The organism is Acidovorax sp. sif0632, assembly GCF_019218805.1.
Lineage (GTDB): Bacteria > Pseudomonadota > Gammaproteobacteria > Burkholderiales > Burkholderiaceae_C > Acidovorax > Acidovorax facilis.
Genome location: NZ_JAHUWW010000006.1, coordinates 16,120 through 39,067 on the forward strand (window position 1 = coordinate 16,120; position 22,948 = coordinate 39,067).

A 22,948-nucleotide genomic window follows, 5' to 3' on the forward strand; every position below is an offset into this window, starting at 1 on the left:
ACGGGGTGGGCGGCATGTTCTCTCTCCTGGCGGCCGGGCGCTTGGCGCCAGGCCTGTTACTTGCAGATATTGACGAGATCGCCACGCAGCACCACCACCTGCGGCGCCTGGTTGGGGACGTATTTGGCCGAGCCCGTGGTGTTGGCCGACACGGTGTTGCTGCCCACCTCTTGGACGCAGGTCTTTTGCATGCCCTGTGCGTTGGCGGTGGTGACCACGTCGTTGTTGGTCAGCACGCCGGTGGTGTCGTCCGAGAAGGCCTTGGCTTCGTAGCGGGCGATGCGGGCGCGCAGCCACGATGGCATGGTGTTGCTGCCGTCCAGTCCCGTCGAGGCTGCCACTGGCCCTGTGGGCTGCATCTGGACCGAGAGCTTCTTGGTCAGGACGACCGGGTCCTCCCCGGGGGCCTGCGACCGCGCGAGGCCCGGCATCAGGGCACAGGCCATCAGCAGGGTTGCGCATGGCGCCAGAAAACGTGTGTTCATGGAACACCTCCTATGGTGAGAATGAGGGGCCCACCCGCGCTGCTCTTTGCAGCCTTGCCGGTGTGCCCCTGGCACGAACTCATCCGGGCACTGATGTGCTGCCGGAATCAGGCCTTCGCAGGCCTATTCACCAGCCATGCTGGTGGCGATCTCAGTGGGGCCAGCCAGCGGTCTTGGTGGGCTGGCAGGTGAAGCAGGCGTTGTTGGAGGCAATGTTTTGCACAGCCTTGCTGTTGCTGCCGCTGGAGAGGTTGTTGACCGACGAGTTGATCATCGAGGTGAATTGGCTGGAGTTGCCAATGATGGTGACTTCGCCCACGTTGGAGGACAGGTTCTGGCTGGCGTAGGCTTCGCTGCCGCTGGCGGTGTTGGTCACGTTCCCGCCAGAGCCCGTCACCGTCTGGGTCGAGTTGCCACTGATGGTGACGTTGCCGGTGTTGGAGGCGAGGTTCTGAAAGGCTTCGCTCTTGGAGCCCGTCGAGTTGTTGTTGACGGACACCGATGTCAGTGACACTGACTGCGTGGAATTGCCGGTGATGGTGATGTCCGGAGTGGAAGGGACCGGACCGGTGGCCATGGCGGCGGAGGCGATGACGCTGAGCGTAATGAAAGCAAGGGTTTTCATGACAGATCCTTCAAGGATGACTTCTACACTGGCTGCAACCGCAGCGAACCTGCGATGCAGAGGGGGTTGGACGGCGCTTTCGGGCCTGGTTTTCTGAGAACCGGCGGCCGTTAGGCGCTGTCGGGTTCAGTGTCTGATCCGATGGGATTTGTGCGAATACACCGAGCGGGCTACCTCATACAGCGGAGCTGTTCAACCCTTGGGCCCGCGCAAAGCCTTTACCAGTAAGGCTTGGCAGTCCGCGCAACATGAGGGAGCCCGAAGAAAATCAGGTAGTAACCAATTGCTACTTGGGCAACATTGCCAAATATATTTGGACCATGTAACTTATTTGGCGCATTGTGTACGCTGCCGTACAGAAGGGCATGAGGGCGTTGGAGAACATGCATGCGAACGCAAGAGTTGCATGCAAATGCGTCAACCGACAGACCCAGTCCGTCGGGGCCCACCACCACGTCCGCAGGAGTTCACCCATGAGCAGCAGTTGGCAGGTCGATACACCATCGCAAATGTTGATGTCATCAGCGTTGCTTTTGCCGCAGAGTGCGCGCGACCTTGCATCGTTACCGTCGGGCCAGTTTGAAACGTATTCCAATCCGCCATCGGTCTGGCCCGCCTTTCTCACGGGGCAGGAGGCCAACCCGGTGCGGGTCTTGTTGGTGGACGACGACCCGCACATCCGCCGGGTGATCGCACAGGAGCTCATGGCCGATGCCCGCACCCTGCTGGTGGCGCAGGCGGGCAGTGTCCGCGAGGGGCGCAAGGCCATCAAGAACCATGAGTTCGATGTGCTCCTGGTGGACCTGAACCTGGGCGACGGTGACGCCTTTGATCTTCTGCACTACGTGAAGCCCGTGCGCCCATCGGCACAGTCTGTCGTGATCTCGGTCATGGAAAACGATGAGCAGGTCCTGCGGGCTTTCGAACTCGGCGCCACGGGGTATGTGGGCAAGAACTCATGGTTCGGCAACTATTCGCAGGCGGTGTTACAGGTGGCCAATGGTGGTGCCTCCATCACCCCCAACCTGGCGCGGCGGTTGCTGCAACGGTTTGACCGCACCAACTCTGCCGAGAACAAGCGGCGACAGCCTGATGAGGCAGACCGCCTGTCCGTGCGTGAAAAAGAAATCCTTCGCATGGTGGCCAGCGGCTACACCAGTGTCGAGGTGGGTTCGCGCCTGCTCATCAGCAGCATGACGGTCAACACCCACTTGCGCAACATCTACCGCAAGCTGCAGGTGCGCACCCGTGCCCAGGCGGTGCGTTTTGCGTCGCTGCGGGGGCTTTTCTAGCCCACGTCTTGTGAGGGCGCCGCAGCGCAAGTGCCACCCCTCGCAGTCCGCTTTCGCCCATGTTTCGTACCCGTCCGCCGTGGTTTGCCGTGGTCTGTATCGGCATCTGGCTGGTGCAATGTGTATTGATGGCGGTGGCGTTTCACTGGGCTGGATCCGTCCGTGCACCGGCGCAGCCTTGGTGGGAACTGGCGGCCTTGGGGGCGGCGTTGGCCTTGGGTGCCATGCTGTTGGTTCAGCTGCCCCGGGCCATGCAGTGGCGCCCCCGTGTCGGCCTGCGACCCAGCGCCGAGGTCTTGGCGCAGCGGCGTCGTATCGCCCAGGATTTGCATGACAACGTGGGTTCCCAGCTGGTCTTCGCGCTGGCCATGCTTGAGTCTTCGACGCTGCGTGAGCCCCAAATCCGAGCGGCGCTGGAGAAATGCCTGCTCGACCTGCGGTTGTTGGCAGACTCCATGGACAGCGAAGACGCACCGCTGGCTGACCGCCTGGCACGGCTCAGGTACCGGGTATGCCCCGTGCTGGCACAACGCGGCATCCGCATGATGTGGGACGTTGAAACGGGCCCTGATGCCGAGTTTCCACACGCTGAGAGCGCCACGCACCTGCTCGCCATTGTCCAGGAAGCCTTGAGCAATGCGCTGCAACACGCGCAGGCTACCGAGATCGTGGTGCGATCGATCACCCGGCCCGACCTCGCGGCCTGGTGCATCTAAATCTGCGATAACGGCAGAGGGATGGAGCCACCGCCCGGCCCGCAAGGCGCCGTGGCCGGGGGCTCCGGGATGGCGGGGATGGCACGCAGGGCCGCGCTTGCAGGCGGCGAATTGCAGGTGCTCCGGGGAGAGGGCGGCGGCGCTTGCATCCGGGCGATAGTGCCCTTGGCGCGTTCAGTGCATGGAGTGCGAGCGCGTTGATGGACAGCACACCCCACCTACGTCTTGTTGCGATTGTTTTCAAGCGGATCAGCGGCAGGCGCTGACTCCTTCCCTGAAATGGATAGGATCGCCTCGCCATTCGGTGCGCGGGCTGTATCGGTTCGCTGCGCACTCCGGCCTTGTACAGTCCGCCTGTCCGCCGCCAGCCGCGTATGGTCGGCTTCGGGCCGGTAAAACCACCCCTCGCAAATTGACGACGATGAACCACCTACTTTCCTCTGCCCGTCCAACACTCCGACTGGCGCAGCTGTCTGCCTTGATGCTGCTGGCGTCCTTGGCCGCCTGCGGTGGCGGGGGCTCGGCCGATGGGCCCGGTACGGGGGCTGATGCACCGTCTCCGTCGCCTGCACCTGCGCCCGCACCGGGGGCATCCCCTGCACCGTCCGCGCCCGGTGCGCTGTCGCCCACCTACACGGGCGAAGGCACGTTCTACGGCGCCACGGGCGAGGGCAACTGCACCTTCGACGCCAGCCCCGGCAACCTCCTGGTGGCGGCGATGAACGGCCCTGACTATGCGGGCGGCGCCGTCTGTGGCCAGTTTGTGGCGGTGACAGGGCCCAAGGGGGCCGTCACCGTGCGCATCACCGACCAGTGCCCCGAGTGCAAGTCTGGCGATCTGGACCTGAGCGAGTCCGCATTCGCCCGCATTGCCGACCCCGTCGCAGGCCGTGTTCCCATTCGCTGGCATGTGGTGCCGGGGGATGTGACCGGGCCGGTGAGCTACCGCTACAAAGAGGGCAGCAGCCGCTGGTGGGTGGCCATCCAGGTGCGCAACCACCGCCTGCCTGTCACCGGGCTGGAGATCAAGCCCAGTGGCAGCGCAGACTGGATCGCCGTGGCGCGGACCGACTACAACTACTTTGTGCACCCCAGTGCCATCGCCACCGGCCCGCTGCAGGTTCGCATCACCGCCCTGGGTGGCGCCACGCTGATCGACACGCTGCCAGAGCCCTCTGACGGAGTTGTGGTCGCGGGGGCCGGGCAGTTTCCGTGAGCGTCCTGTTTCGTCTCCATCTCGTCACCCTCTGACCCTCTGACGCCACGCCGTGAACCCTCTCGAACTTCAGTCGTATCTGCACCAGCACATCCCTTTGTCCCAAGCCATGGAAGTTGCCGTGGTCGATGCATCGCCGCACCAGGTGGTGCTGAGCGCGCCGCTGGCGCCTAACATCAACCACCGCGAGACGGTGTTTGGCGGTAGCGCGTCGGCCGTGGCCATCCTGGCTGCGTGGTCGATGTTGCACCTTCGGCTGTCTGCGGAGGGGCTGGGCAGCCGCCTGGTGATCCAGCGCAACACCATGGACTATCTGGCGCCCATCGACGGCACCTTCACCGCCGTGGCCCAGGCTCCTGCGCGAGAGACCTGGCAGCCGTTCACCCGCATGCTGCAGCGCAAGGGGCTAGGGCGGATCGCGCAGGCTTCCGCGCTGCACTACCAGGGGCAGCCTGCGGGCCAGCTGGTGGGGGAGTTTGTGGCCTTTGGGCCTGGCTATTCATAGCCGTTGAGGTACAACACGCGATCCAACGACTTCACCGGAGCACAAAACATGGGATTGCTTGATGGCGTGATGGGTAACGCATCCAAGATTGATGCTGCCAAGATTCAGGAGGAATTCAGCCGCATCCTGGCCCCGGGGGAGGTGGTGGAGCATGCCTACCAGCTGATCCGCGACTATTTTGTGTTTACCAACAAGCGGTTGGTGCTGGTGGACAAGCAGGGCATGACAGGCAGCAAGGTCGAATACCACTCTCTCCCGTACAAGAGCATCACGCACTTCAGCATCGAGACCGGAGGCACGTTCGACCTAGATGCCGAGCTCAAGATCTGGATATCCGGCTCTGCGGCGCCATTTCAAAAGCAGTTCAACAAGAAGCTCAGTATCTATGAGGTGCAGTCGGTGCTGGCTGGCTACGTGCTGAAGTAACGCACATTGCCCAGTTTCATCCGGGCATTGCAGCAATGGGGGTCGCGTACCCTCGGCTCACTGGGCGAAGCGGTGGCCTGTCCTTTTTGACACAGGCACCGGGGCTTTCGCCACACAGGAGTTCACAGCGATGTCCCCCCTTATCTCTGGCCTGGCTTCGGTCGCCTCCTTGATTTTCAACGCCACAGCCGGTGGCCCAGGCAAGTCGTCTGCGTCACGGCGCAGCGGGGCCGATGTGGAACCCGAGCCGTCTGCCGTGCTCACCCTGAGCCCGCAGGCGGAGGCTCTGGCGGGCTTTGCAGGCAAAGGCATCCTGGTGTCGCAGGGCAAGTTGGAGAACACCCTCGGTGCGGTGGCACGCGGCAGCGCGGGTTCGGCCGCCAATGCAGCGTCGGCCGCATTGTCGGGCCGCCCAGTGTCCACTCAGGATTTTCAGGAACTGCTAACCCTTTTTGGCGCCGACGATGCGCAAAAGGCGCAACTGACGGCGGGCTTTGATGCGAACAAGGACGGCTCTATCACGCAGGATGAATTCTTGAAGGGCCTGGCCAAGACCAAGGGCGCTCAGGCGGGCAGCGACTTCTCGCAAGCCGTGATGCAGTTGATGGATCGCAGTGGCAATGCCGATGGCAGTGTGGCGGACAAGGAGTTTGCTGCGTTTTCGACCGCGTTTGCCGCGACGGGCGCCAAGCGGGCTGGGGTGGCGTAAGCGGCGGCTTCGTCTGGGCGCGATACGCGGTTCCGTTCACAAAAAAGCACAATGGCCCGAGACGGGCCGTTGTGCTTTTTGCGGTGGCCGCTGCCCACTTTTCAGGGGCTGGCGGCATGTGCGCAGTGCGGTCAGAGGTCTATATCCGACCCATGAGCAGCAAGATCACCAGGATCAGCACCACCAGGCCAATCCCGCCGCTGGGTCCGTAGCCCCATGAGCGGCTGTGGCCCCAGGTGGGCAGCGCGCCGACCAGGATGAGGATCAGGACGATCAGGAGAATCAGCGAGAGTGACATGGCGGTTCCTTGTTGTGGGTTGCGGTGAATGCATTGTTGGGTGCATCCAGCGCGCTACCCGCAGGTGCCACGCCCGCACGGTGGTCAGGGTTTTCCGACACGCCGTGTGGGATGGAGGGCTGAGGTCGTGCTGATGGGAAACAATAAAGTGCTATTGAAAATATAGCTGCTAGCGCTTTATGGATAAGCGCTAGCGGCCAATTTGGCTCAAATTAGTGCGCCCCGGCTGCATCTGCAGCACCTGCGCCCCCCGTTCTGGCGGGGCGGCGGGTCAGCCAGATCAGCCCGATCAACAGCAGGAACAAGCCGGCCGAGCCCAAGAAGATGTCGTTGGCCGCGCGTGTGAACGCCTGCTGGTCGATGAGCCGGTTGATCTGCGCCAGCGCCTGCATCTGCGTGAGGCCGGCCGCAGTGAGGTTGTCCAGCGTCTGTGCAAACACGCCCTGGCCCTGCACCAGCCCTTCGGTCAAGTGCGCGTGGTGCATGGCGGCGCGGCTCTCCCACAGCGTGGTGGCGATCGACGTGCCCATGGCCCCGGCGGTGATGCGCACAAAGTTGGACAGGCCCGCAGCTGCAGGGATACGCTCTGGCGCGATACCCGCCAAGGTCAGCGTGGTCAGCGGGATGAAGAAGAACGCCATGGCCGCGCCTTGCAGCAGGGTGGGGATCAGGATGTGGATGAAGTCCGTCTGCACCGTGAACTGCGAACGCATCCACAGCACCGTGCTGAACACGATGAACGCCCCCGTGGCCATGCGGCGCGGGTCCCACTGGCCCACCTTCTTGCCGACCAGCGGCGTGAGCAAAATGGCAAAGATGCCCACCGGCGCCAGCGCCATGCCGGCCGAGGTGGCGGTGTAGCCCATCCATTGCTGAAGCCACAGCGGCAGCAGCACCACGTTGCCGAAGAAGAGGGCATAGGCCACCGACAGCGCCAGCGCGCCAAAGGTGAAGTTGCGGCCCTTGAAGAGTTTCAGGTCCACCACCGGGTGCTTCTCCGTCAGCTCCCACACCAGAAACACGGCAAACGCCACCACCGCAACCACCGCCATAGTGATGATTTCGCCCGAGGCGAACCAGTCCAGCTCCTTGCCCTTGTCGAGCATGAGCTGCAGCGCGCCCACCCACAGCACCAGCAGGCTGAGGCCCACCGTGTCGATGGGCAGCTTGCGGATGGGCGTCTCGCGCTGGCGGTAAATGCCCCAGGTCAGCACCCCGGCCAGCAGGCCCACGGGCACGTTGATGTAGAAGATCCACGGCCAGGAGATGTTGTCGGTGATCCACCCGCCGAGCAGCGGGCCCACCACGGGCGCGACCAGCGTGGTCACGCCCCACAGTGCGAGGGCGGTGCCTGCCAGCGCTTTGGGATAGCTGGCCAGCAGCAGGGTTTGGCTCAGCGGAATCATCGGCCCCGCCACCAGGCCCTGCAGCACGCGGAAGAACACCAGCATTTCCAGCGACGAGGCAAAGCCGCACAGCCAGGAGGTCAGCACAAAGAGCATCACGCTCATGGTGAACAGGCGCACCGCGCCAAAGCGCTGCGTGAGCCAGCCGGTGAGCGGCACCGAGATCGCATTGGCCACGCCAAAGCTGGTGATGACCCAGGTGCCCTGGCCGGGGCTCACGCCCAGGTCACCGGCAATGGCGGGGATGGAAACGTTGGCAATGGACGAATCCAGCACGTTCATGAACGTGGCCAGCGACAGGGACAGCGTGCCCAGCAGCAAGGCCGTGCCTTGCAGCGGCGGGTAGGCGGCGGGGGCCGGTGGTTGCGCTGCTGCGGGCGCCGCCTTCGCGGGCGCCTGATCGGCTGCGTCTGCAGTGGGGTTGGCGGCGGTCATGCGCTATCCACCCCGTTTACTGCACCACAGGCGACTGCACTGCCGAGGCCACCGGGGCCGAGGCGTGTTGCTGCTGGCTTTGCGCGGGTGCCTTGCCCACCTTGGGCGATGCCACGGCCACGGCGGCCTTGCCATTGCGGCCCAGGTTGGCGGCAATGATGTGGGCCACTTCGTCGTCGGCGGCCTTGAACTGCGCGTCGAACACAGCGGTGGCGGCCACGGGCGTGGTGCGCTGTGTGTCGGCCAGCGTCTTGCCGCTCTGGTCGGCAGTGTCCACCTTGACTTCCATCGACAGGCCCACGCGCAGCGGGTGCTCGGCCACTTCCTTGGGGTCGAGCGCAATGCGCACGGGCACGCGCTGCACCACCTTGATCCAGTTGCCGGTGGCGTTCTGCGCGGGCAGCAGCGCAAAGGCGGCGCCGGTGCCTGCGCCCAGGCCCGTCACCGTGCCGTGGTAGGTGACCTTGGTGCCGTACACGTCGGCTTCCAGCTCGGCAGGCTGGCCGATGCGCAGGGTCTTGAGCTGGCTTTCCTTGAAGTTCGCGTCCACCCACAGGTCGTTCAGCGGCACCAGCGTCATCAGCGGGGCGCCGGCCTGCACACGCTGGCCCACCTGCACGCCGCGCTTGGCCACGTGGCCGTCCAGCGGTGCGACCAGCTGGGCACGCTGCACGGCCAGGTAGGCCTCGCGCACGCGGGCCGAGGCACGCGCAACGTTGGGGTGCTGCTCGATGGATGTGCCCTCGGTTTGCGTCTGGCTGGCGGCCAGTTGCTCTTGCGCGGCCAGCACGGCCGACTGAGCGGCGGCCACGGTGCTCTTGGCAGCGGCCAGCTGGGCAGTAGCGTGCTGGAACTCTTCCTTGCCCACGGCGCCGCTGGCCATCAGCGGGGCGCGGCGGTTCACGTCGTCCTGCAGGCGTGCGGCGTCGGCCTGGACGCGCGCCAGGTCGGCGCTGCGCAGGCTGACCTGCGCCTTCAGGGTGGCGTTGTTGGCATACAGCGTGCGCACTTCGCGCACGGTCTGGGCGAGCTGGGCCTCGGCCTGCTCCAGCGCCACGCGGGCGTCGGCGGGGTCGAGCTTGACCAGCAACTGGCCGGCCTTCACGTAGTCTGTGTCGTCCGCGCCGATGGAGACGACCGTGCCGCCGACCTGGGGCGTGATCTGTACCACGTTGCCCGCCACGTAGGCGTTGTCGGTGGTCTCCACATGGCGGCCGTTGGCCCAGTGCCAGCCACCCCAGCCAATCGCCACCAGCGCAACGGCGGCGGCAATGAGGGTGAGGCCGCGGCGGCGGGCGGTGTTGGCTTCGTTGGCGGTGAGGGGTTCGCTGTGGGCGGTCATGGCGGTGGTCTTTCAGGAATGTGTTGTTATGTGTTTTTGATCGGGTCGGGCCTTGCCAGCTACTTACGCAACGGGCGCGGCCGAGGCCAGTGCACCCGTGGAACTGGCTTTGCCAGGCCACTGGGTGCGTTCCCCTCCCGCGAAGCGAGAGAGGGGGAAGACGCGAAGCGGCTCAGGGGGTGTTTCATACCGCCGTGTCATCTGTCCAGCCGCCGCCCAGGGCCTTCATCAGCACCAGGCATGTGTCGAGCTGGCGAGCGCGCAGGTCCACGGCCAGGCGGCGCTGGGCCAGCACCTGGCTTTCGGTGCTCAGCACCACTAGGTAGTTGCCCAGGCCTGCGCGGTAGCGCTCCTGCGCAAAGCGGTAGGCCTTTTCGGCACTGGCCACGGCTTCGTCTTGCAGGGCCTGCTGGCGGGTAAGCGACTGGATGGAGGCCATTGCGTCACCGGCTTCCTTCACTGCATCCAGCACGGCGCCGTTGTACTGGGCGATGGCCGCGTCCAGCTCGGCAGCGCGGCCGCCCAGCTGTGCGCGCAGGCGGCCGCCGTCAAAGATCGGCAGGCGCAGCGCAGGCGTCACACCCATCTGGCGCGAGCTGCCGTTGAACAAGCGGTCCAGCCCCAGCGAGTTCAGGCCAATGAACGCGCCGATGTTGATGTTGGGATAGAACTCGCTGCGTGCGCTGTTCACGCCTTGCGTCGCAGCCTCCACGCGCCAGCGCGCGGCCACCACGTCGGGGCGGCGGCCCAGCAGGTCGGCGCCCAGCACCTCGGGCACGGCGGTGGGTTGCAGTGCGGCGAGTTGCGGCGTGACCGTGGGCAGCGCGTCGGGCGCCTGGCCGGTCAGCACGGCCAGTTGGCGGCGGCCCAGGGTGATCTGCTCTTCGAGCGCTTCGATCTGGGTGCGGGCATCGGGCACGGCGGCCTGGGCCTGTGTCAGCTCGACCTGGCTGTCCAGGCCTGCAGAGGTGCGCTCCTGGGTGAGTTTGCGTTGCTCCTCGCGCTGGGCCAGGGCCCGCACTGCAACATCGCGCTGCGCCACCAGCCGGGCCAGCGCCACATAGCTGCGGCCCACCTGGGCGGCCAGGGTGTTGGCGGCGGCAGCTGCATCGGCCTGGGCGGCGCGGGCCTGGCCCAGTGCGGCCTGCAGCTCGGCAGCGTGCTGGCCAAAGAAGTCGGGCGACCAGCTCAGCGTGGCCTGCACGGTGCCGCTGTTGTAGGTGTTGCCAGCAACGGGAGCAGGCACCAGGCCGTTGGCGGTGTAGCGCTGGCGGGTGGCGTCCACGCCCAGGGTGGCTTGCGGGCCGTTGGCGGCCTCGCGCACCTGGCTCAGCGCCACGGCTTGCTCCAGCCGCGCGCGGCTGACGGCCAGGCTGGGGTTGCCTTGCAGGGCTTGGTCGATCAGGGTGTTGAGCTGCTCGTCACCCAGCGCTTTCCACCACTGGCTGGGGGCGGCGGTGTCGGTGGCTGCGGCGTTCAGGCCCGCGGCCGAAGGGGTGGTTTGCGCCAGCGGTGTGTGGGCCGGGCCGGGGCTGGCGCAGCCCACCAGCAGGAGGGCGGCGGCCAGCGCCAGGGCCGATACCGCGAAATGGGCCGCCAGGGCCGAGCGGGTGGAGGGCAGGGGGGATGGGGTGTTCACGGGGTTCTCCAGAATGGTTTTGGGGTGTTGTGTGGAGGAAAACGGTGTGGGCTGTCTGTGTGTTCAGTCGGCGTCTGCGCCGCGCTGCTGGCGCAGCGCTTCGCCATTGGCCAGCATGCGGCGCAGCAGGCGCAGCAGCAGTTGCCATTCGTCATGGGTGAAGTCGCTCAGGTGGCCGTTGAGCACGTCGGCCAGCACAGGCGGAACTTGGGCAGCCACCTTGTCGCCCTCGGGGGTGAGCGCCAGTTGCACCACGCGGCGGTCGGTGGTGGAGCGCTCGCGCGCCACCAGGCCCTTGGCCTCCAGGCGGTCCAGTGCGCGGGTCATGGAGGCCGGGTCGGTCTCCAGGTCCCGCGCCAGGCTGGCCACGGTGGTGGTGGGGCAGCGCGAGATCTTGAACAGCGGCAGCCACTGGGCGTAGGTCAGGTCGTGGGCGGACAGCTGCGTATCGGCCTGGGTGCGGATGGACGTCATCACCTTGCGCATCAGGTAGCCCACGCTGTTTTCGGGCTGGAGCTGGTTGGGGCTGTAAAAGCCAGGGCCGGGCTGCGACGGCGAGGAGGTGTGGGAAGTCATGGAGGGTGAATTTAATTGACTAGACAATGATTGTCTTGGCAAATAGATAACACCCGCGATGTACTCAGGGTTTTTACGGGGTCATGATTGCTATCAAATGGATAGCTATAGATGAATACAGACGTGCGCAGGGAACCAATTTGGCATTGAGCCGACGGTACAGCAGATGAGAGTGGGCCGCCCGCGCAGGCCCGTGCAGCGCGTGGTCGTATCGGCTATTGACCGGTCAGGCGCTGCGCCCAGGCGGGCAGCGGCTGGGCCAAGGGGGTGACTTGGGCGGGAGAGCACACGGCCACCAGCTGCGGCCCGGTGCCGGTGGCCTCGGCAGCGTCATACAGATAGGACACATCCGCCTGCCGCACGGCCTGGGCCAGGTTGTCCATGGTGCGGGGGTAGCGGGCCAGGATGCGTTCGGGCGGCACCGGGTGCCCACCTTCGCGCACGCGCTGCGCCACGCGGGCCAGCAGCCAGGCCGGGTCGTCCAGCGCCACGATGTACAGGGCCACGGTGTAGCCGCAGCGCTGGGCTTCTTCGATCAGCGCCAGTTTGGAGGGGTGCGAAAACACGGTTTCGCTGGCGAAGTCTGCGCCTTCGCGCAGCAAGGTGGCACGGCGGTCATCGGCCCATTGGCGGGCGGCTTCGGACCGGGCTTCGGGGTCAGCAATGTGCTGCAGGTGCGCCTGTTCGTACAGATCGGCGTTCACAAACTCCAGCGGCGGGCCCAGGATGCCTTCGCGCACCAGGGCGCGGTACAGCGTGGATTTTCCCGCGCCGTTCGGGCCTGCAAGCAGGTGGAACCAGCGGGGTGGCGTGTTGTGGCGGGACGGCTGGGAGGGCTGCCGGGCGGGGGCCACCATGCAAGGTCAGGCAACAGGGGCGGTGGCTTTGGCCTGGTTCTCCAGCACTACCTCACGCACCCGCTGCGCGAGCGTGCCGCGCGTTTGGGCTGCCAGCAGGCGGGCGGTAAGGGCGTCCACCGACGTGGGGGCCGCCAGGGTGGCGGTGCGCGCCGCAGCAGCTTCGTACTGCTCGATGGCGCTGCGGGCTTCCTGCACGCTCAGGCCCGTGTGTTCCACGATCTGGCCCAGCGTGGCCCAGTATTCGATCTGGCTGGCCACCGAGCGGCGCATGGGCTGCGCGGCCCGGCGGGCCTGCTCCACCAGGTGGGCGGGGAGCTTGACGGAAGAAAAGGCAGTGGCGGACATGGCGATCTCCTGATTGGCGCATTTTGCGCCAATCAGGGTGTGAAAGCAAAGTGCTCTGCCGGCCTCACTCTCTCCGTGTAAGGGTATAGGGCGATACCATGCGCGCTCAAACCTTCATTCACCCGCTGATTCAGCCTGCAGACTGCCCTATGACCGAATCTCCCTTGCTCGCATCCGCCCCTTCCGCCATCCCACCGCTGCGTTTTGCTGTGATGGGCGCGGGCGCCGTAGGCTGCTACTTTGGCGCCTTGCTGGCCCGGGCGGGCCATGCCGTCACGCTTATCGGGCGGCCGGCCCATGTGCTGGCCGTGCGTGATCACGGGCTGCGGCTGCAGACGGCGGCGATGGATGTGCAGGTGCCTCTGGCGGCCAGCACCGAGGCCAGCGCCGTGCAGGGGGCGGACGTGGTGCTGTTCTGCGTGAAGTCGTCCGACTCGGAAGACGCGGCGCAGCAGATTCGCCCCCACCTGGCCTCCGGCGCGCTGGTGCTGACCTTGCAGAACGGCGTGGACAACGACGAGCGCGTGCGCGCCGTGCTGCACGCCAGCACCCCCGTGGCAGCCGCTGTGGTCTATGTGGCTACTGCCATGGGCGGCCCCGGGCATGTGGTGCACCATGGCCGGGGCGAGTTGGTGATCGCACCTTCGCCGCGCAGCGACGAGGTGGCTCGCCAACTCACGGCGGCGGGCATTCCCACCCAGGTGTCAGACAACGTGCGTGGCGCGCTCTGGGCCAAGCTGGTGCTCAACAGCGCCTACAACGCGCTGTCGGCCCTGTCGCAGCAGCCCTATGGCCCGCTGGTACAGGTGCCCGGCGTGACGCAGGTGATTGCCGACATCGTGGCCGAATGCTTGGCCGTGGCGGCAGCCGACAGGGTGACGATTCCGGGCGATGTGCAGGCGGCCGTGCGCGGCATCGCCAGCACCATGCCCGGGCAGTATTCGTCCACCGCGCAGGACCTGGCGCGTGGCAAACCCACCGAGATCGACCATCTGAATGGCTATGTGGTCAAGCGCGGCGCCGCTTTGGGCGTGCCGACGCCGCTGAACCACGCGCTGCAGGTGCTGGTGAAGCTGGCCGAGATGAAGCGCGCTGCGGGCTGAACCGGGGGGCCGTCAGGCCAGCGCCGCTTCTTCCAGCAACCGCTCGCGCACTTCCTGAGCGGCCTGCACCATGTGGCGCAGGGCGGCTTCGGTCTCGGGCCAGCCCCGGGTCTTGAGGCCGCAGTCGGGGTTCACCCACAGGTGCTCCACGGGCACCACCTCGGCGGCTTTTTCCAGCAGCGCGGCCATCTCCTGCACGCCTGGCACGCGGGGCGAGTGGATGTCGTACACGCCGGGGCCGATTTCGTTCGGGTATTTGAAGTCGCCAAAGCCTTGCAGCAACTCCATGTCCGAGCGGCTCGTTTCGATCGTGATCACATCGGCATCCATGGCCGCAATGGCGGGCAGGATGTCGTTGAACTCGCTGTAGCACATGTGGGTGTGGATCTGCGTGTCGTTGCGCACGCCGCTGGCACTGATGCGGAAGGCGCGCGTGGCGCGCTCTAGGTAGCTCTTCCACCCCGCGCGGCGCAGCGGCAGCCCTTCGCGGATGGCGGGCTCGTCGATCTGGATGATGGCGATGCCAGCGGCCTCCAGGTCGCACACCTCGTCGCGGATCGCCCAGGCGATCTGGTCGGCCGTGGTGGCGCGCGGCTGGTCGTCGCGCACAAAGCTCCATTGCAGGATGGTGATGGGCCCGGTGAGCATGCCTTTCATGGGTTTGGTGGTGAGGCTCTGCGCGTACTGGGTCCAGGCCACCGTCATCGGCGTGGGGCGGGCCACGTCGCCGTAGATGATGGGCGGCTTCACGCAGCGCGAGCCATAGCTTTGCACCCAGCCGTTGGCAGTGAAGGCAAAGCCGTCGAGCTGCTCGCCAAAGTATTCGACCATGTCGTTGCGCTCGGCTTCGCCGTGTACCAGCACGTCAATGCCCAGCGCTTCCTGCTTGCGCACGGCCAGGGCAATTTCCGCTTCCATCTTTTGTTGGTAGTGGGCTGCATCGAGCGCACCGCGCTTGAAAGCGGCGCGTGCGGCGCGGATCTCGGCCGTCTGCGGGAACGAGCCAATGGTGGTGGTGGGCAGCAGCGGCAGCTTGAGCCGCGCGCGCTGGGCCTTTTGCCGGGCGGGGAAGGCGCTGGCGCGCTGATCGGCCCCCGGTGCTGCGGCGGCCAGGCGGGCTGCCACGGTGGCGCGGTGCACACGCGGGCTGGCGCGGCGGGCGGCCAGGGCGGTGCGGGCGGCGTGCAGTTCGTCGTCCACCGATGCTTCGCCCTGCGACAAGGTGGCGGACAGCACGCGCAGCTCATCGAGTTTTTCCACCGCAAATGCCAGCCATGACTTCACCTCGGCATCCAGCTGCGTTTCGGCTTCTAGGCTGAACGGCACATGCAACAGCGAGCACGACGGTGCCAGCCACAGCTCGCCCTGGTGCTTGTCGGCCACGGGGCGCAGCTTTTGCAGCGCCGCATCCAGGTCGGTGCGCCAGATGTTGCGGCCGTCCACGATGCCCACCGACAGCACTTTGTGCGAGGGCAGCCAGTCGGCCACGCCCACCAGCTCGTCGGGGGCGCGCACGGCATCCACATGCAGGCCGGCCACGGGCAGCTGGCAGGCCAGGCGCAGGTTCTCGGCCAGCGGCGAGAAGTAGGTGGCCAGCAGCAGCTTGGGCGCGCTGCGCGCCAGTTGCCAGTAGCTGGGCTCAAAGGCATGGCGCCAGGCGTCGGGCAGGTCCAGGCCCAGAATGGGTTCGTCGATCTGCACCCATTCCACGCCCTGGGCCTTCAGGCGCGCCAGCACGGCTTCGTACACGGGCAGCAGTTGGGCCAGCAGGCTGAATCGGTCAAAACCCGCCGTTTTGGATTTGCCCAGCCACAAAAAGCTCAGCGGCCCCAGCAGCACGGCTTTGACGCGGTGGCCCAGTGCCTGGGCCTCGGCCACTTCGGCAAACAGGCGCTCGCTGGCCAGGTGGAACTGGGTGTGGGCGCTGAACTCGGGCACGAGGTAGTGGTAGTTGGTGTCAAACCACTTGGTCATCTCCAGCGCGGGCTGGCCTGCGGTGGTGTGTTTTGCGTTGCAACCGGCGCTGCAACCTTGGTGGTCGTCTGAGGCGTGCGCCGACACACCCCGCGCCATTGCAAAGTAGCGCGCCAGCTCGGGCGTGTGGGCGTCAAAGCCAAAACGCGCAGGCTCGCAGCCCAGCAGCTGGATGTGGTTGGCCACATGGTCGTACAGCGCAAAGTCGCCCACCGTCACACAACCCAGGCCTGCATCGGCCTGCGCCTGCCAATGGAGCTGGCGCAACTGGGCGGCAGTGGTGTGTAGCTCGGCCTCGGTGCTATCGCCGCGCCAGAAGGATTCGAGCGCGAACTTCAGCGCGCGCTGCGCCCCCATGCGCGGAAAGCCCAGGGTGTGCGTGAGCACAGGGCGGCGGGTGGTTGGAGCGGCGAGCGACATGGTGATTTCCTTCTTCTGAATGGAGCAATGCAATGAAGGCACCGATGGTCGCGCGGGCTCGTTTATTATTCAAACGAAAGTTTTAGTCGATTAACTTGAAAATTAATAATGAATCAGTCGATTCTGGAAGTGCGCCACCTGCGCACGCTGGTGGCCTTGCGTGACAGCGGCAGCCTGGTGCGGGCCGCGCAGTTGCTCAACCTCACACAGTCGGCGCTGTCGCACCAGATCAAGCTGCTGGAAGACCGCTACGGCCAGCCGCTGTTTGAGCGCAAATCGGTGCCGCCGCAGTTCACCGCCGTGGGCGAACGCCTGCTCGCGCTGGCCGATGCGATGCTGCCGCAGGTGGAAGGGGCCGAACGCGACATTGCCCGCCTGGTGCTGGGGCAGGGCGGGCAGATGCGCATTGCGGTGGAGTGCCACACCTGCTTTGACTGGCTGATGCCCGCGATGGACGCGTTTCGCACCCGCTGGCCTGAGGTGGAGTTGGACATCGTGAGCGGCTTTCATGCCGACCCCGTGGGCCTGCTGCACCAGGGCCGGGCCGATGTGGCCATCGTGTCAGAGGTGGATGCCGACGAGGCGGGCGTGGACTACCACCCGCTGTTTGCCTTTGAGATCCGCGCGCTGCTGGCCAACACGCACCCGCTGGTGGCCAAGCCGCATCTGGTGGCGCAGGACTTTGCCGACCAGACCATCATCACTTACCCCGTGCCCGACGAAATGCTCGATTTGATCCGCCAGGTGCTGGAGCCCGCCGGCGTGCGCCCCCCGCGCCGCACCACCGAGCTGACGGTGGCCATGCTGCAGTTGGTGGCCAGTGGGCGCGGCGTGGCGGCGCTGCCGCTGTGGGCGGTGCAAAGCTATCTGGACCGGGGATACGTGACGGCGCGACCCATCGGAGAAAAAGGCCTGCGCGGCGAGCTGCACGCCGCCTGCCTGCCCAGCCTGTCGGGCAAGCCGTACCTGCAGGATTTTGTGCAGGTGACGCGGGAGACAAGCTTCGTGACGCTCAAGGGCGTGGAGCTGTTGTGATTGGATCCGGCGCGTACTTGTCGCCCACTTCCTCGCGCAGCGGGTGGGTGTCATAGACGATGTTCATGTCGCGGATGCGGGTGCTGCCAGCATCGAACGTGAACACATCCACGCAGGTAAACGTCACTTCGCGCCCATCGTTCAAGGTCCAGTCGTAGCGGAAGTAGGCGGCTACCCGCACGGCGCCGCCGTTGTCTGGCTGGGCGGACACGAACAGATCCAGCACGGTGATCACGCTGCCGCTGGAAGCCTGGGCCAGCTTCTTGAAAAAGTCGCTCGCGCGCATGGTGCCCAGAAACGGCGAGTGCACCACGCCATCGTCTTCAAAGCAGGCAATCAGCCCGTCGGTATGGCTGGCGTGCAGTTGGGCGAGGTAGGTGCGGACGGTGTCGAGTGGCGTGGTCATGGGCAGGAGCGTGGTGGAGAAAGATGCCCAGAGCTTCGCCGCGCCCGGCGGCTGCGACAAGAGACAATGGCGCCTCATACATAAAAGCTGCTTATGTATCTGCGCTACCTGCACTACCTCCAAGCTGTCATCGACCAAGGCTCGTTTGCGCGCGCGGCGCAGGCCTGTGGGGTGTCGCAGCCCGCCATCAGCCAGGGCATGAAGGCGCTGCAGGCGCAGTTCGACACGCCCCTGCTGGTGCGGGATGGGCGCCGTTATGTGCCGACCGACCTGGCCCGGCGAGTGGTGGCCGAAGGCGCGCCGCTGGCCCAGCGCATCGACGCCTTGCCGCAGGCCCGCCGGGCCGCTGTGGACCGCAATCGGTTGCGCGTGGGGCTCACGGCCTCCGCCGCGCTGGTCTGTGGGCCGCTGCTGTACGAGGCCTGGTGCCTGCCGCAGCCCCAGCGTTCACTGGAGATGACCACCACCGACGAGGGGAGCCTGCTGACGGGCCTGCTGCATGGCAGTTTCGACGCCGTGATTGCGCCCCGGCCGCGCCAGTTTGCCCACCCAGATGTGGTGCAGTGGCGCTTGTACGAGCTGCAGCCGCAAATTTATGCACGGCGGCGCCACCCGCTGGCGCGTGCCCGGTCGCTGTCCGATTTGCAAGGCGCCGCCTGGGGCTGTGTTGGCCCGAGCGTGAGCGGCCCGGTGGACGTGCTGACCGAGGCGCACCGCGTGCGGCGCATGCCAGTGCCGCTCATGGCCGTGCGCTGCCCGGACTTTGCCAGCCTGCTGAACCTGGTGGTGGGCTCTGACCTGCTGGCCGTGCTGCCACACCCCGCGCTGCTGGGGGCTGCGGCAGAGCAGGTGGTGCCGCTGCAACTGGCCGAGGCACTGCCGCTGTATGGCATGTGGCTGTTCGAGCGCAAGGCGCGCAAGCCCCGCCTGGGGCCGGAGGTGTTTGTGGGGCGGGTGTGAGGCAGGGGCGCCCGGGTGTGGAGCTTGATGCTACTTATTTGATAGCTAATCAGGCATGATAGACGCGCGCAAACGGCCTAAAAAGCTTGAAAAACCAACGGTCAGCCAGCCACCGTGCCTGGCACCGGCACCCGCACGGCACCCGAGGTATGGAACGCATGCAGGTTCTCCAGCACCAGGTCTGCCATCGCACGGCGGGTTTCGTGCGTGGCACTGGCGGTGTGGGGGGTGAGCACCACGTTGTCCAGCGCCATCAGGGCGGCGGGCACATGGGGTTCGTTGTCGAACACGTCCAGGCCCGCACCGGCGATGCGGCGCTCGGCCAGGGCGTCGATGAGCGCCGCCTCATCCACCACGCTGCCACGCGCCACGTTGATGAGGTAGCCCTGCGGGCCCAGGGCGTCGAGCACATCGCGGTTGACCAGGTGGCGCGTGCCCGCGCCGCCCGTCACCGTCAGCACCAGGTAGTCGGCCCATTGCGCGAGGGTGGTCAGCGACTCGAAGTAGGGTAGCGCGCAGCCCTCGGCCGGGCGGCGGTTGTGGTAGCCCACCTCCATGCGGAAGCCCGCCGCGCGCTCGGCCACGGCCTGGCCGATGCGGCCCATGCCCACGATGCCCAGGCGTTTGCCCGACACCCGCGTGCCCAGCGCAAACCGCGCCTTGGGCCATTGGCCCTGGCGCACAAACCGGTCGCTGGCGGCAATGCCGCGCGACACGTCCAGCATCAGCGCAAACGCCATGTCGGCCACACAGTCGTTGAGCACGCCGGGGGTGTAGCCCACCTGCACGCCCCGGGCAGTGGCGGCGCCGATGTCGAGCGCGTCAAAGCCCACGCCAAAGCTGCTGATGACCTGCAGATGGGGCAGTGCTGCGATCACCTCGCCCTGGAGCCCGATGGACGCCGTGGTGACCACGCCCGAAAACTCCGCACCGTGCGCCGCCAGAAAACCCTGCGGGTCGGCCTGGTCCGCCAGGCAGGCCACGCTGTAGCGCGCGGCCAGTTCGGTTTCGAGGGCGGGCAAGGGCAGGCGGCCGATTTGCAGGAGGCGGGGCTGGGAGGTAGCTGTCATGGGGCTGTGAAGGGTTTCGGGGGCGCCGGTATAAAATAAAGGGCCGCGCGTGGCGGCCCTGCGGGCTACATCATGCCGCTACACGTACGGCCTGGCGGGCCAGCAGCTTCCACTGGCCGCCTTGCTGTTGCCACACGCCCAGGATATTGATCTGCACCTTGCCGGGCTTGCCCGAGTCGTTGGTGTCGGCCGTGAGGGTGTGGCGCACGATGGCAGAGTTGCCCACCACCTTGATGGTCTGGTCGGTGATGGTGATGGTCACGAAGTCAGACTTGCCCGCCACCAGATCGCCAATGAAGCTGTCCTTGGTGTCCACGCGGCCGCCCGAGTGGCCATAGCTCAGGTCGTCGGCCACGAGGGCAGTCAGCGCAGCGGGCGTGGGGTCGATCATTGCCAAGCGCAGGCGTTCGGCAGCGGCGGCCACAGCCTGCTCGGAAGCGGTCGGTGCAGGGGTCGCCGCGGCGGTGGTAGCGTGGCTGGCGCAGCCGCTCAGCGTGACAAGGGCCAGGGCGCTCGCTGCGGCGAGGATGAGGGTTTTGAGCATGTTGTCTGTCTCCTGATGGTGTTGTGTGTTGGCGTGCCGCGCTGGCACCACACGCCCGTGCACGGCCAGGCGCGTGGTGTGTGGAATCGCTGAAAAAAGGGCCTGGAGAACCAGGCCCTTGGAGGCATCCGTCAGGCCACACTTACTGCGGGCCGAGCTTGTCGATCAGCGCCTTGAGCTCTTCCATCTCGCCGGGCTTCAAATCCGTCAGCGGCGCGCGCACCGGCCCGCCGTCGTGGCCCACGATGCGGGCACCTGCCTTGATGATGGACACGCCATAGCCTTCCACGCGGTTGCGGATGGCCAGGTAGGGCATGAAGAAGGACTTGAGCAAGCGGTGCTGCGTGGCCGTGTCGTCGCTGGCCACGGCCTTGTAGAACTCCATTGCAGTCTTGGGGATGAAGTTGAACACCGCCGACGAATACACCGGTGTGCCCAGCGCCTTGTAGGCCGCCGCATACACCTCGGCCGTGGGCAGACCGCCCAGGTACGAAAAGCGATCGCCCATCTTCATGTAGATGGAGGACATCACCTCGATGTTGCCCACGCCGTCCTTGAAGCCCACCAGGTTCGGGCAGCGGTCGGCCAGGATGGCCAGGGACTCGGCCGTGAGTTTGGTGCGGTCGCGGTTGTAGACGATCACGCCGAACTTCACGCTCTTGCAGACCTGCTCCACATGGGCGATCAAGCCTTCCTGTCCCGCTTCGGTCAGGTAGTGCGGCAAGAGCAGGATGCCGTGGGCGCCCAGGCGCTCGGCCTCTTGCGCATGGGCAATCGCCGTGCGGGTGGGGCCACCGGCACCGGCAATGATGGGCACCTTGCCACGGCAGGTATCCACTGCGGTCTTGATGACCTGGCCGTACTCGGGGCCCGACAGCGAGAAATACTCGCCCGTGCCACCGGCGGCAAACAGCGCGCTGGCGCCGTAGGGGGCCAGCCATTCCAGGCGCTCGATATAGGTCTTGGGGCGGAATTCGCCCTGCTCGTCAAAGTCCGTGATCGGGAACGACAGCAGGCCGGAGCCCATGATGGTTTTGAGTTCTTGGGGAGTCATGTCAGTGCTGGGCGGTAGTTGGAAATGGGAAGGCGAGGGAGAAGGTGTGAGTGAATACTGCATGTCCGAGCAGGCTGCCAAAACGCGGCCGGTCTAGGCGCAAAGCGCAGCTATACGCGGGCTATGGCGAGCATTTGCAACGACGAGTGGGCGTGTTTTGGCGGGATGAGCGGGCATGAGGGGTTCGCTGACACCTTCTTAGTCGAGCTTGATGTTGGCGGCCTTCACCACAGTGGCCCAGCGGGCGCGCTCCTTGGCGAAGAACTGGTCTTGTTCGGCAGGGGTCATGGTGACCACCTCGGCGCCCTGGCCGGCCAGGCGCGAACGGATCTCGGGCGCACGAATGGCGGTGATCAGCGCCTTGTTGAGCTTCTGCACGACGGCTTCCGGCGTGCCACGCGGCACCAGAATGCCTTGCCATGTGCCCGATTCGAAACCGGGCACGCCCTGCTCGGCAATGGTGGGCACGTCGCCAATCAGCGGCATGCGCGTGGCCTTGGAGACGCCCAGCACCTTGAGCTTGCCGTTTTGCACGTGGGGCAGGGTGGCGAGCATGCCGTTCATCAGGATCTGCGTCTGCCCGGCCACGGTGTCCTGGATGGCAGTGACGCCGCCCTTGTAGGGGATGTATTGCCAGCGCGCACCGGCGGCGCGTTCCAGTGCCACGCCAGCGACGTGGGGGGCGCTGCCGGTGGCGGTGACGGCGAAGTTCAGGTCGTTCTTCTTCGAGTACGCCACCAGCTCCTTGAGGTTGCTGACGGGCACCGAGGGGTGCACCACCAGCAGGTGGGGCGAGTAGGCCAGCATGGTCACGCCACGCAGGTCTTTGGAGGGGTCGAACGACAGCTTGGTATAGACCGAAGGGCTGATGGCCAGCGCGCCCACGTCGCACAGCAGCATGGTGTAGCCATCGGGCTCGGCCTTGGCCACAAAGTCCGCGCCCAGGTTGCCGTTGGCGCCGGGTTTGTTCTCCACGATGACCGACTGCTTGAGCGCCTCGGACATCGCCTGGCTGATGGAACGGGCAATGATGTCCGAGCTGCCGCCGGGCGGGTAGGGCACCACGATGCGCAGGGTTTTTGCAGGCCAGTCAGCGCTTTGTGCGGTGGCGGAGGCCGCTGCCAGGGTGGCGATGCAGGCGAGAAGGGCGGCTCTACGGCGCAGGGTCATGGAATGTCTCCTGAGTAATGTTGTTAGTCATCGTACAACTAAGATTGCAAAATGGCAATACATGCCGTGAGAATTTTGGGTGGTCTTAGGGCGGATTGAGGGTTTTCACTAGCTCTTTCCTGACCGCATTCCTCCTCTGCCAGGCAGGTGGGGAATCCTTGCAGATTGTTCGTAGAAATTCGGGTAATCCCTGCGTGTGTAAGACAGGCTTGTGGTGACAATGCTGATCTTGTTGTACGACAACATATAACGTATGACAAAACCCAACCGCTCCGCCAACAGCTGGGTGCCTCAGCACACAGCCCGGCAGATGACCATCCACCCACACAACCCGCGG

The 22,948-nt window shown here is 66.0% G+C and carries 24 protein-coding genes; 9 read left to right on the forward strand and 15 right to left on the reverse strand.

Going from position 1 to position 22,948, the window contains the following annotated elements; genetic code table 11:
* Window positions 1-56 precede the first annotated feature (56 nt).
* Together KW832_RS18190 and KW832_RS18195 are read right to left on the reverse strand one after the other, a co-directional pair.
* Entirely contained in the window at window positions 57-485 is a 429-nt protein-coding gene (locus tag KW832_RS18190; protein ID WP_218301178.1) for a hypothetical protein, read from the reverse strand.
* 151 nt (window positions 486-636) lie between these two features.
* A complete protein-coding gene (locus KW832_RS18195; protein WP_218301177.1) occupies window positions 637-1,110 on the reverse strand; it encodes a hypothetical protein in 474 nt (157 codons plus the stop codon).
* Between the two features lie 509 nt (window positions 1,111-1,619).
* Between KW832_RS18195 and KW832_RS18200 the strand changes: the two genes are divergently transcribed.
* The 6 genes from KW832_RS18200 to KW832_RS18225 all read left to right on the forward strand — a co-directional run bounded on the left by KW832_RS18200 (window position 1,620) and on the right by KW832_RS18225 (window position 5,974).
* Window positions 1,620-2,402 carry a response regulator transcription factor gene (locus KW832_RS18200; protein ID WP_218301215.1) on the forward strand — a complete coding sequence of 261 codons (783 nt, stop codon included), beginning with the start codon at window positions 1,620-1,622 and terminating at the stop codon, window positions 2,400-2,402.
* A gap of 59 nt (window positions 2,403-2,461) precedes the next feature.
* Complete coding sequence (locus KW832_RS18205; protein WP_218301176.1) at window positions 2,462-3,118, forward strand: sensor histidine kinase; 657 nt, start codon at window positions 2,462-2,464, stop codon at window positions 3,116-3,118.
* Window positions 3,119-3,539: 421 nt separating this feature from the next.
* Window positions 3,540-4,334 (forward strand): expansin EXLX1 family cellulose-binding protein, encoded by a 795-nt coding sequence (locus KW832_RS18210; RefSeq protein WP_218301175.1) that lies wholly within the window; start codon window positions 3,540-3,542, stop codon window positions 4,332-4,334.
* 52 nt (window positions 4,335-4,386) lie between these two features.
* Window positions 4,387-4,839 carry a YiiD C-terminal domain-containing protein gene (locus KW832_RS18215; RefSeq protein ID WP_218301174.1) on the forward strand — a complete coding sequence of 151 codons (453 nt, stop codon included), beginning with the start codon at window positions 4,387-4,389 and terminating at the stop codon, window positions 4,837-4,839.
* A gap of 48 nt (window positions 4,840-4,887) precedes the next feature.
* Window positions 4,888-5,265, forward strand: a complete 378-nt coding sequence (locus tag KW832_RS18220; protein WP_218301173.1) for a PH domain-containing protein — start codon at window positions 4,888-4,890, stop codon at window positions 5,263-5,265.
* A gap of 130 nt (window positions 5,266-5,395) precedes the next feature.
* A complete protein-coding gene (locus KW832_RS18225) occupies window positions 5,396-5,974 on the forward strand; it encodes a hypothetical protein (protein ID WP_218301172.1) in 579 nt (192 codons plus the stop codon).
* A 139-nt stretch (window positions 5,975-6,113) separates the two neighbouring features.
* Here KW832_RS18225 and KW832_RS18230 read toward each other — a convergent pair whose 3' ends face one another.
* The 7 genes from KW832_RS18230 to KW832_RS18260 all read right to left on the reverse strand — a co-directional run bounded on the left by KW832_RS18230 (window position 6,114) and on the right by KW832_RS18260 (window position 12,875).
* The gene (locus KW832_RS18230) at window positions 6,114-6,272 is read right to left on the reverse strand and encodes a DUF3309 family protein (RefSeq protein ID WP_007856361.1); all 159 of its coding nucleotides are present in this window, start codon (window positions 6,270-6,272) and stop codon (window positions 6,114-6,116) included.
* 212 nt (window positions 6,273-6,484) lie between these two features.
* Window positions 6,485-8,113: a DHA2 family efflux MFS transporter permease subunit gene (locus KW832_RS18235; protein WP_255577830.1), complete on the reverse strand. Its 1,629-nt coding sequence runs from the start codon at window positions 8,111-8,113 to the stop codon at window positions 6,485-6,487.
* 16 nt (window positions 8,114-8,129) lie between these two features.
* Complete coding sequence (locus KW832_RS18240; protein ID WP_218301171.1) at window positions 8,130-9,455, reverse strand: HlyD family efflux transporter periplasmic adaptor subunit; 1,326 nt, start codon at window positions 9,453-9,455, stop codon at window positions 8,130-8,132.
* A 184-nt stretch (window positions 9,456-9,639) separates the two neighbouring features.
* Entirely contained in the window at window positions 9,640-11,094 is a 1,455-nt protein-coding gene (locus tag KW832_RS18245) for an efflux transporter outer membrane subunit (protein ID WP_370628756.1), read from the reverse strand.
* Window positions 11,095-11,157: 63 nt separating this feature from the next.
* Window positions 11,158-11,670 carry a MarR family winged helix-turn-helix transcriptional regulator gene (locus tag KW832_RS18250; RefSeq protein ID WP_218301170.1) on the reverse strand — a complete coding sequence of 171 codons (513 nt, stop codon included), beginning with the start codon at window positions 11,668-11,670 and terminating at the stop codon, window positions 11,158-11,160.
* Between the two features lie 215 nt (window positions 11,671-11,885).
* Entirely contained in the window at window positions 11,886-12,527 is a 642-nt protein-coding gene (locus KW832_RS18255; protein ID WP_218301169.1) for a zeta toxin family protein, read from the reverse strand.
* 6 nt (window positions 12,528-12,533) lie between these two features.
* On the reverse strand, window positions 12,534-12,875 hold the full coding sequence (locus tag KW832_RS18260; protein ID WP_218301168.1) for a ParD-like family protein: 342 nt from the start codon (window positions 12,873-12,875) through the stop codon (window positions 12,534-12,536).
* A gap of 149 nt (window positions 12,876-13,024) precedes the next feature.
* Between KW832_RS18260 and KW832_RS18265 the strand changes: the two genes are divergently transcribed.
* Window positions 13,025-13,978, forward strand: a complete 954-nt coding sequence (locus KW832_RS18265; RefSeq protein WP_218301167.1) for a ketopantoate reductase family protein — start codon at window positions 13,025-13,027, stop codon at window positions 13,976-13,978.
* A gap of 12 nt (window positions 13,979-13,990) precedes the next feature.
* Here KW832_RS18265 and metE read toward each other — a convergent pair whose 3' ends face one another.
* Window positions 13,991-16,372 (reverse strand): 5-methyltetrahydropteroyltriglutamate--homocysteine S-methyltransferase, encoded by a 2,382-nt coding sequence (gene metE, locus KW832_RS18270; protein WP_218301166.1) that lies wholly within the window; start codon window positions 16,370-16,372, stop codon window positions 13,991-13,993.
* A gap of 108 nt (window positions 16,373-16,480) precedes the next feature.
* On the opposite strand from metE, the gene KW832_RS18275 reads away from it, so the two are divergent.
* Entirely contained in the window at window positions 16,481-17,407 is a 927-nt protein-coding gene (locus KW832_RS18275) for a LysR family transcriptional regulator (RefSeq protein ID WP_218301165.1), read from the forward strand.
* Here the strand turns inward: KW832_RS18275 and KW832_RS18280 are convergent.
* The gene (locus KW832_RS18280; protein ID WP_218301164.1) at window positions 17,385-17,813 is read right to left on the reverse strand and encodes a nuclear transport factor 2 family protein; all 429 of its coding nucleotides are present in this window, start codon (window positions 17,811-17,813) and stop codon (window positions 17,385-17,387) included. The genes KW832_RS18275 and KW832_RS18280 overlap by 23 nt on opposite strands.
* Window positions 17,814-17,906: 93 nt before the next feature.
* Here KW832_RS18280 and KW832_RS18285 point away from each other — a divergent pair, with 93 nt between their 5' ends.
* On the forward strand, window positions 17,907-18,773 hold the full coding sequence (locus KW832_RS18285; protein WP_218301163.1) for a LysR family transcriptional regulator: 867 nt from the start codon (window positions 17,907-17,909) through the stop codon (window positions 18,771-18,773).
* A gap of 101 nt (window positions 18,774-18,874) precedes the next feature.
* On the opposite strand, the gene KW832_RS18290 is transcribed toward KW832_RS18285, so the two are convergent.
* From KW832_RS18290 to KW832_RS18305, 4 genes are all read right to left on the reverse strand, one after another.
* Window positions 18,875-19,843 carry a 2-hydroxyacid dehydrogenase gene (locus KW832_RS18290; RefSeq protein WP_218301162.1) on the reverse strand — a complete coding sequence of 323 codons (969 nt, stop codon included), beginning with the start codon at window positions 19,841-19,843 and terminating at the stop codon, window positions 18,875-18,877.
* Between the two features lie 70 nt (window positions 19,844-19,913).
* Window positions 19,914-20,387 (reverse strand): nuclear transport factor 2 family protein, encoded by a 474-nt coding sequence (locus KW832_RS18295; RefSeq protein WP_218301161.1) that lies wholly within the window; start codon window positions 20,385-20,387, stop codon window positions 19,914-19,916.
* Between the two features lie 142 nt (window positions 20,388-20,529).
* On the reverse strand, window positions 20,530-21,441 hold the full coding sequence (gene kdgD, locus KW832_RS18300; RefSeq protein WP_121420251.1) for a 5-dehydro-4-deoxyglucarate dehydratase: 912 nt from the start codon (window positions 21,439-21,441) through the stop codon (window positions 20,530-20,532).
* 198 nt (window positions 21,442-21,639) lie between these two features.
* The gene (locus KW832_RS18305) at window positions 21,640-22,611 is read right to left on the reverse strand and encodes a tripartite tricarboxylate transporter substrate binding protein (RefSeq protein ID WP_121506279.1); all 972 of its coding nucleotides are present in this window, start codon (window positions 22,609-22,611) and stop codon (window positions 21,640-21,642) included.
* Window positions 22,612-22,948 lie beyond the last annotated feature (337 nt).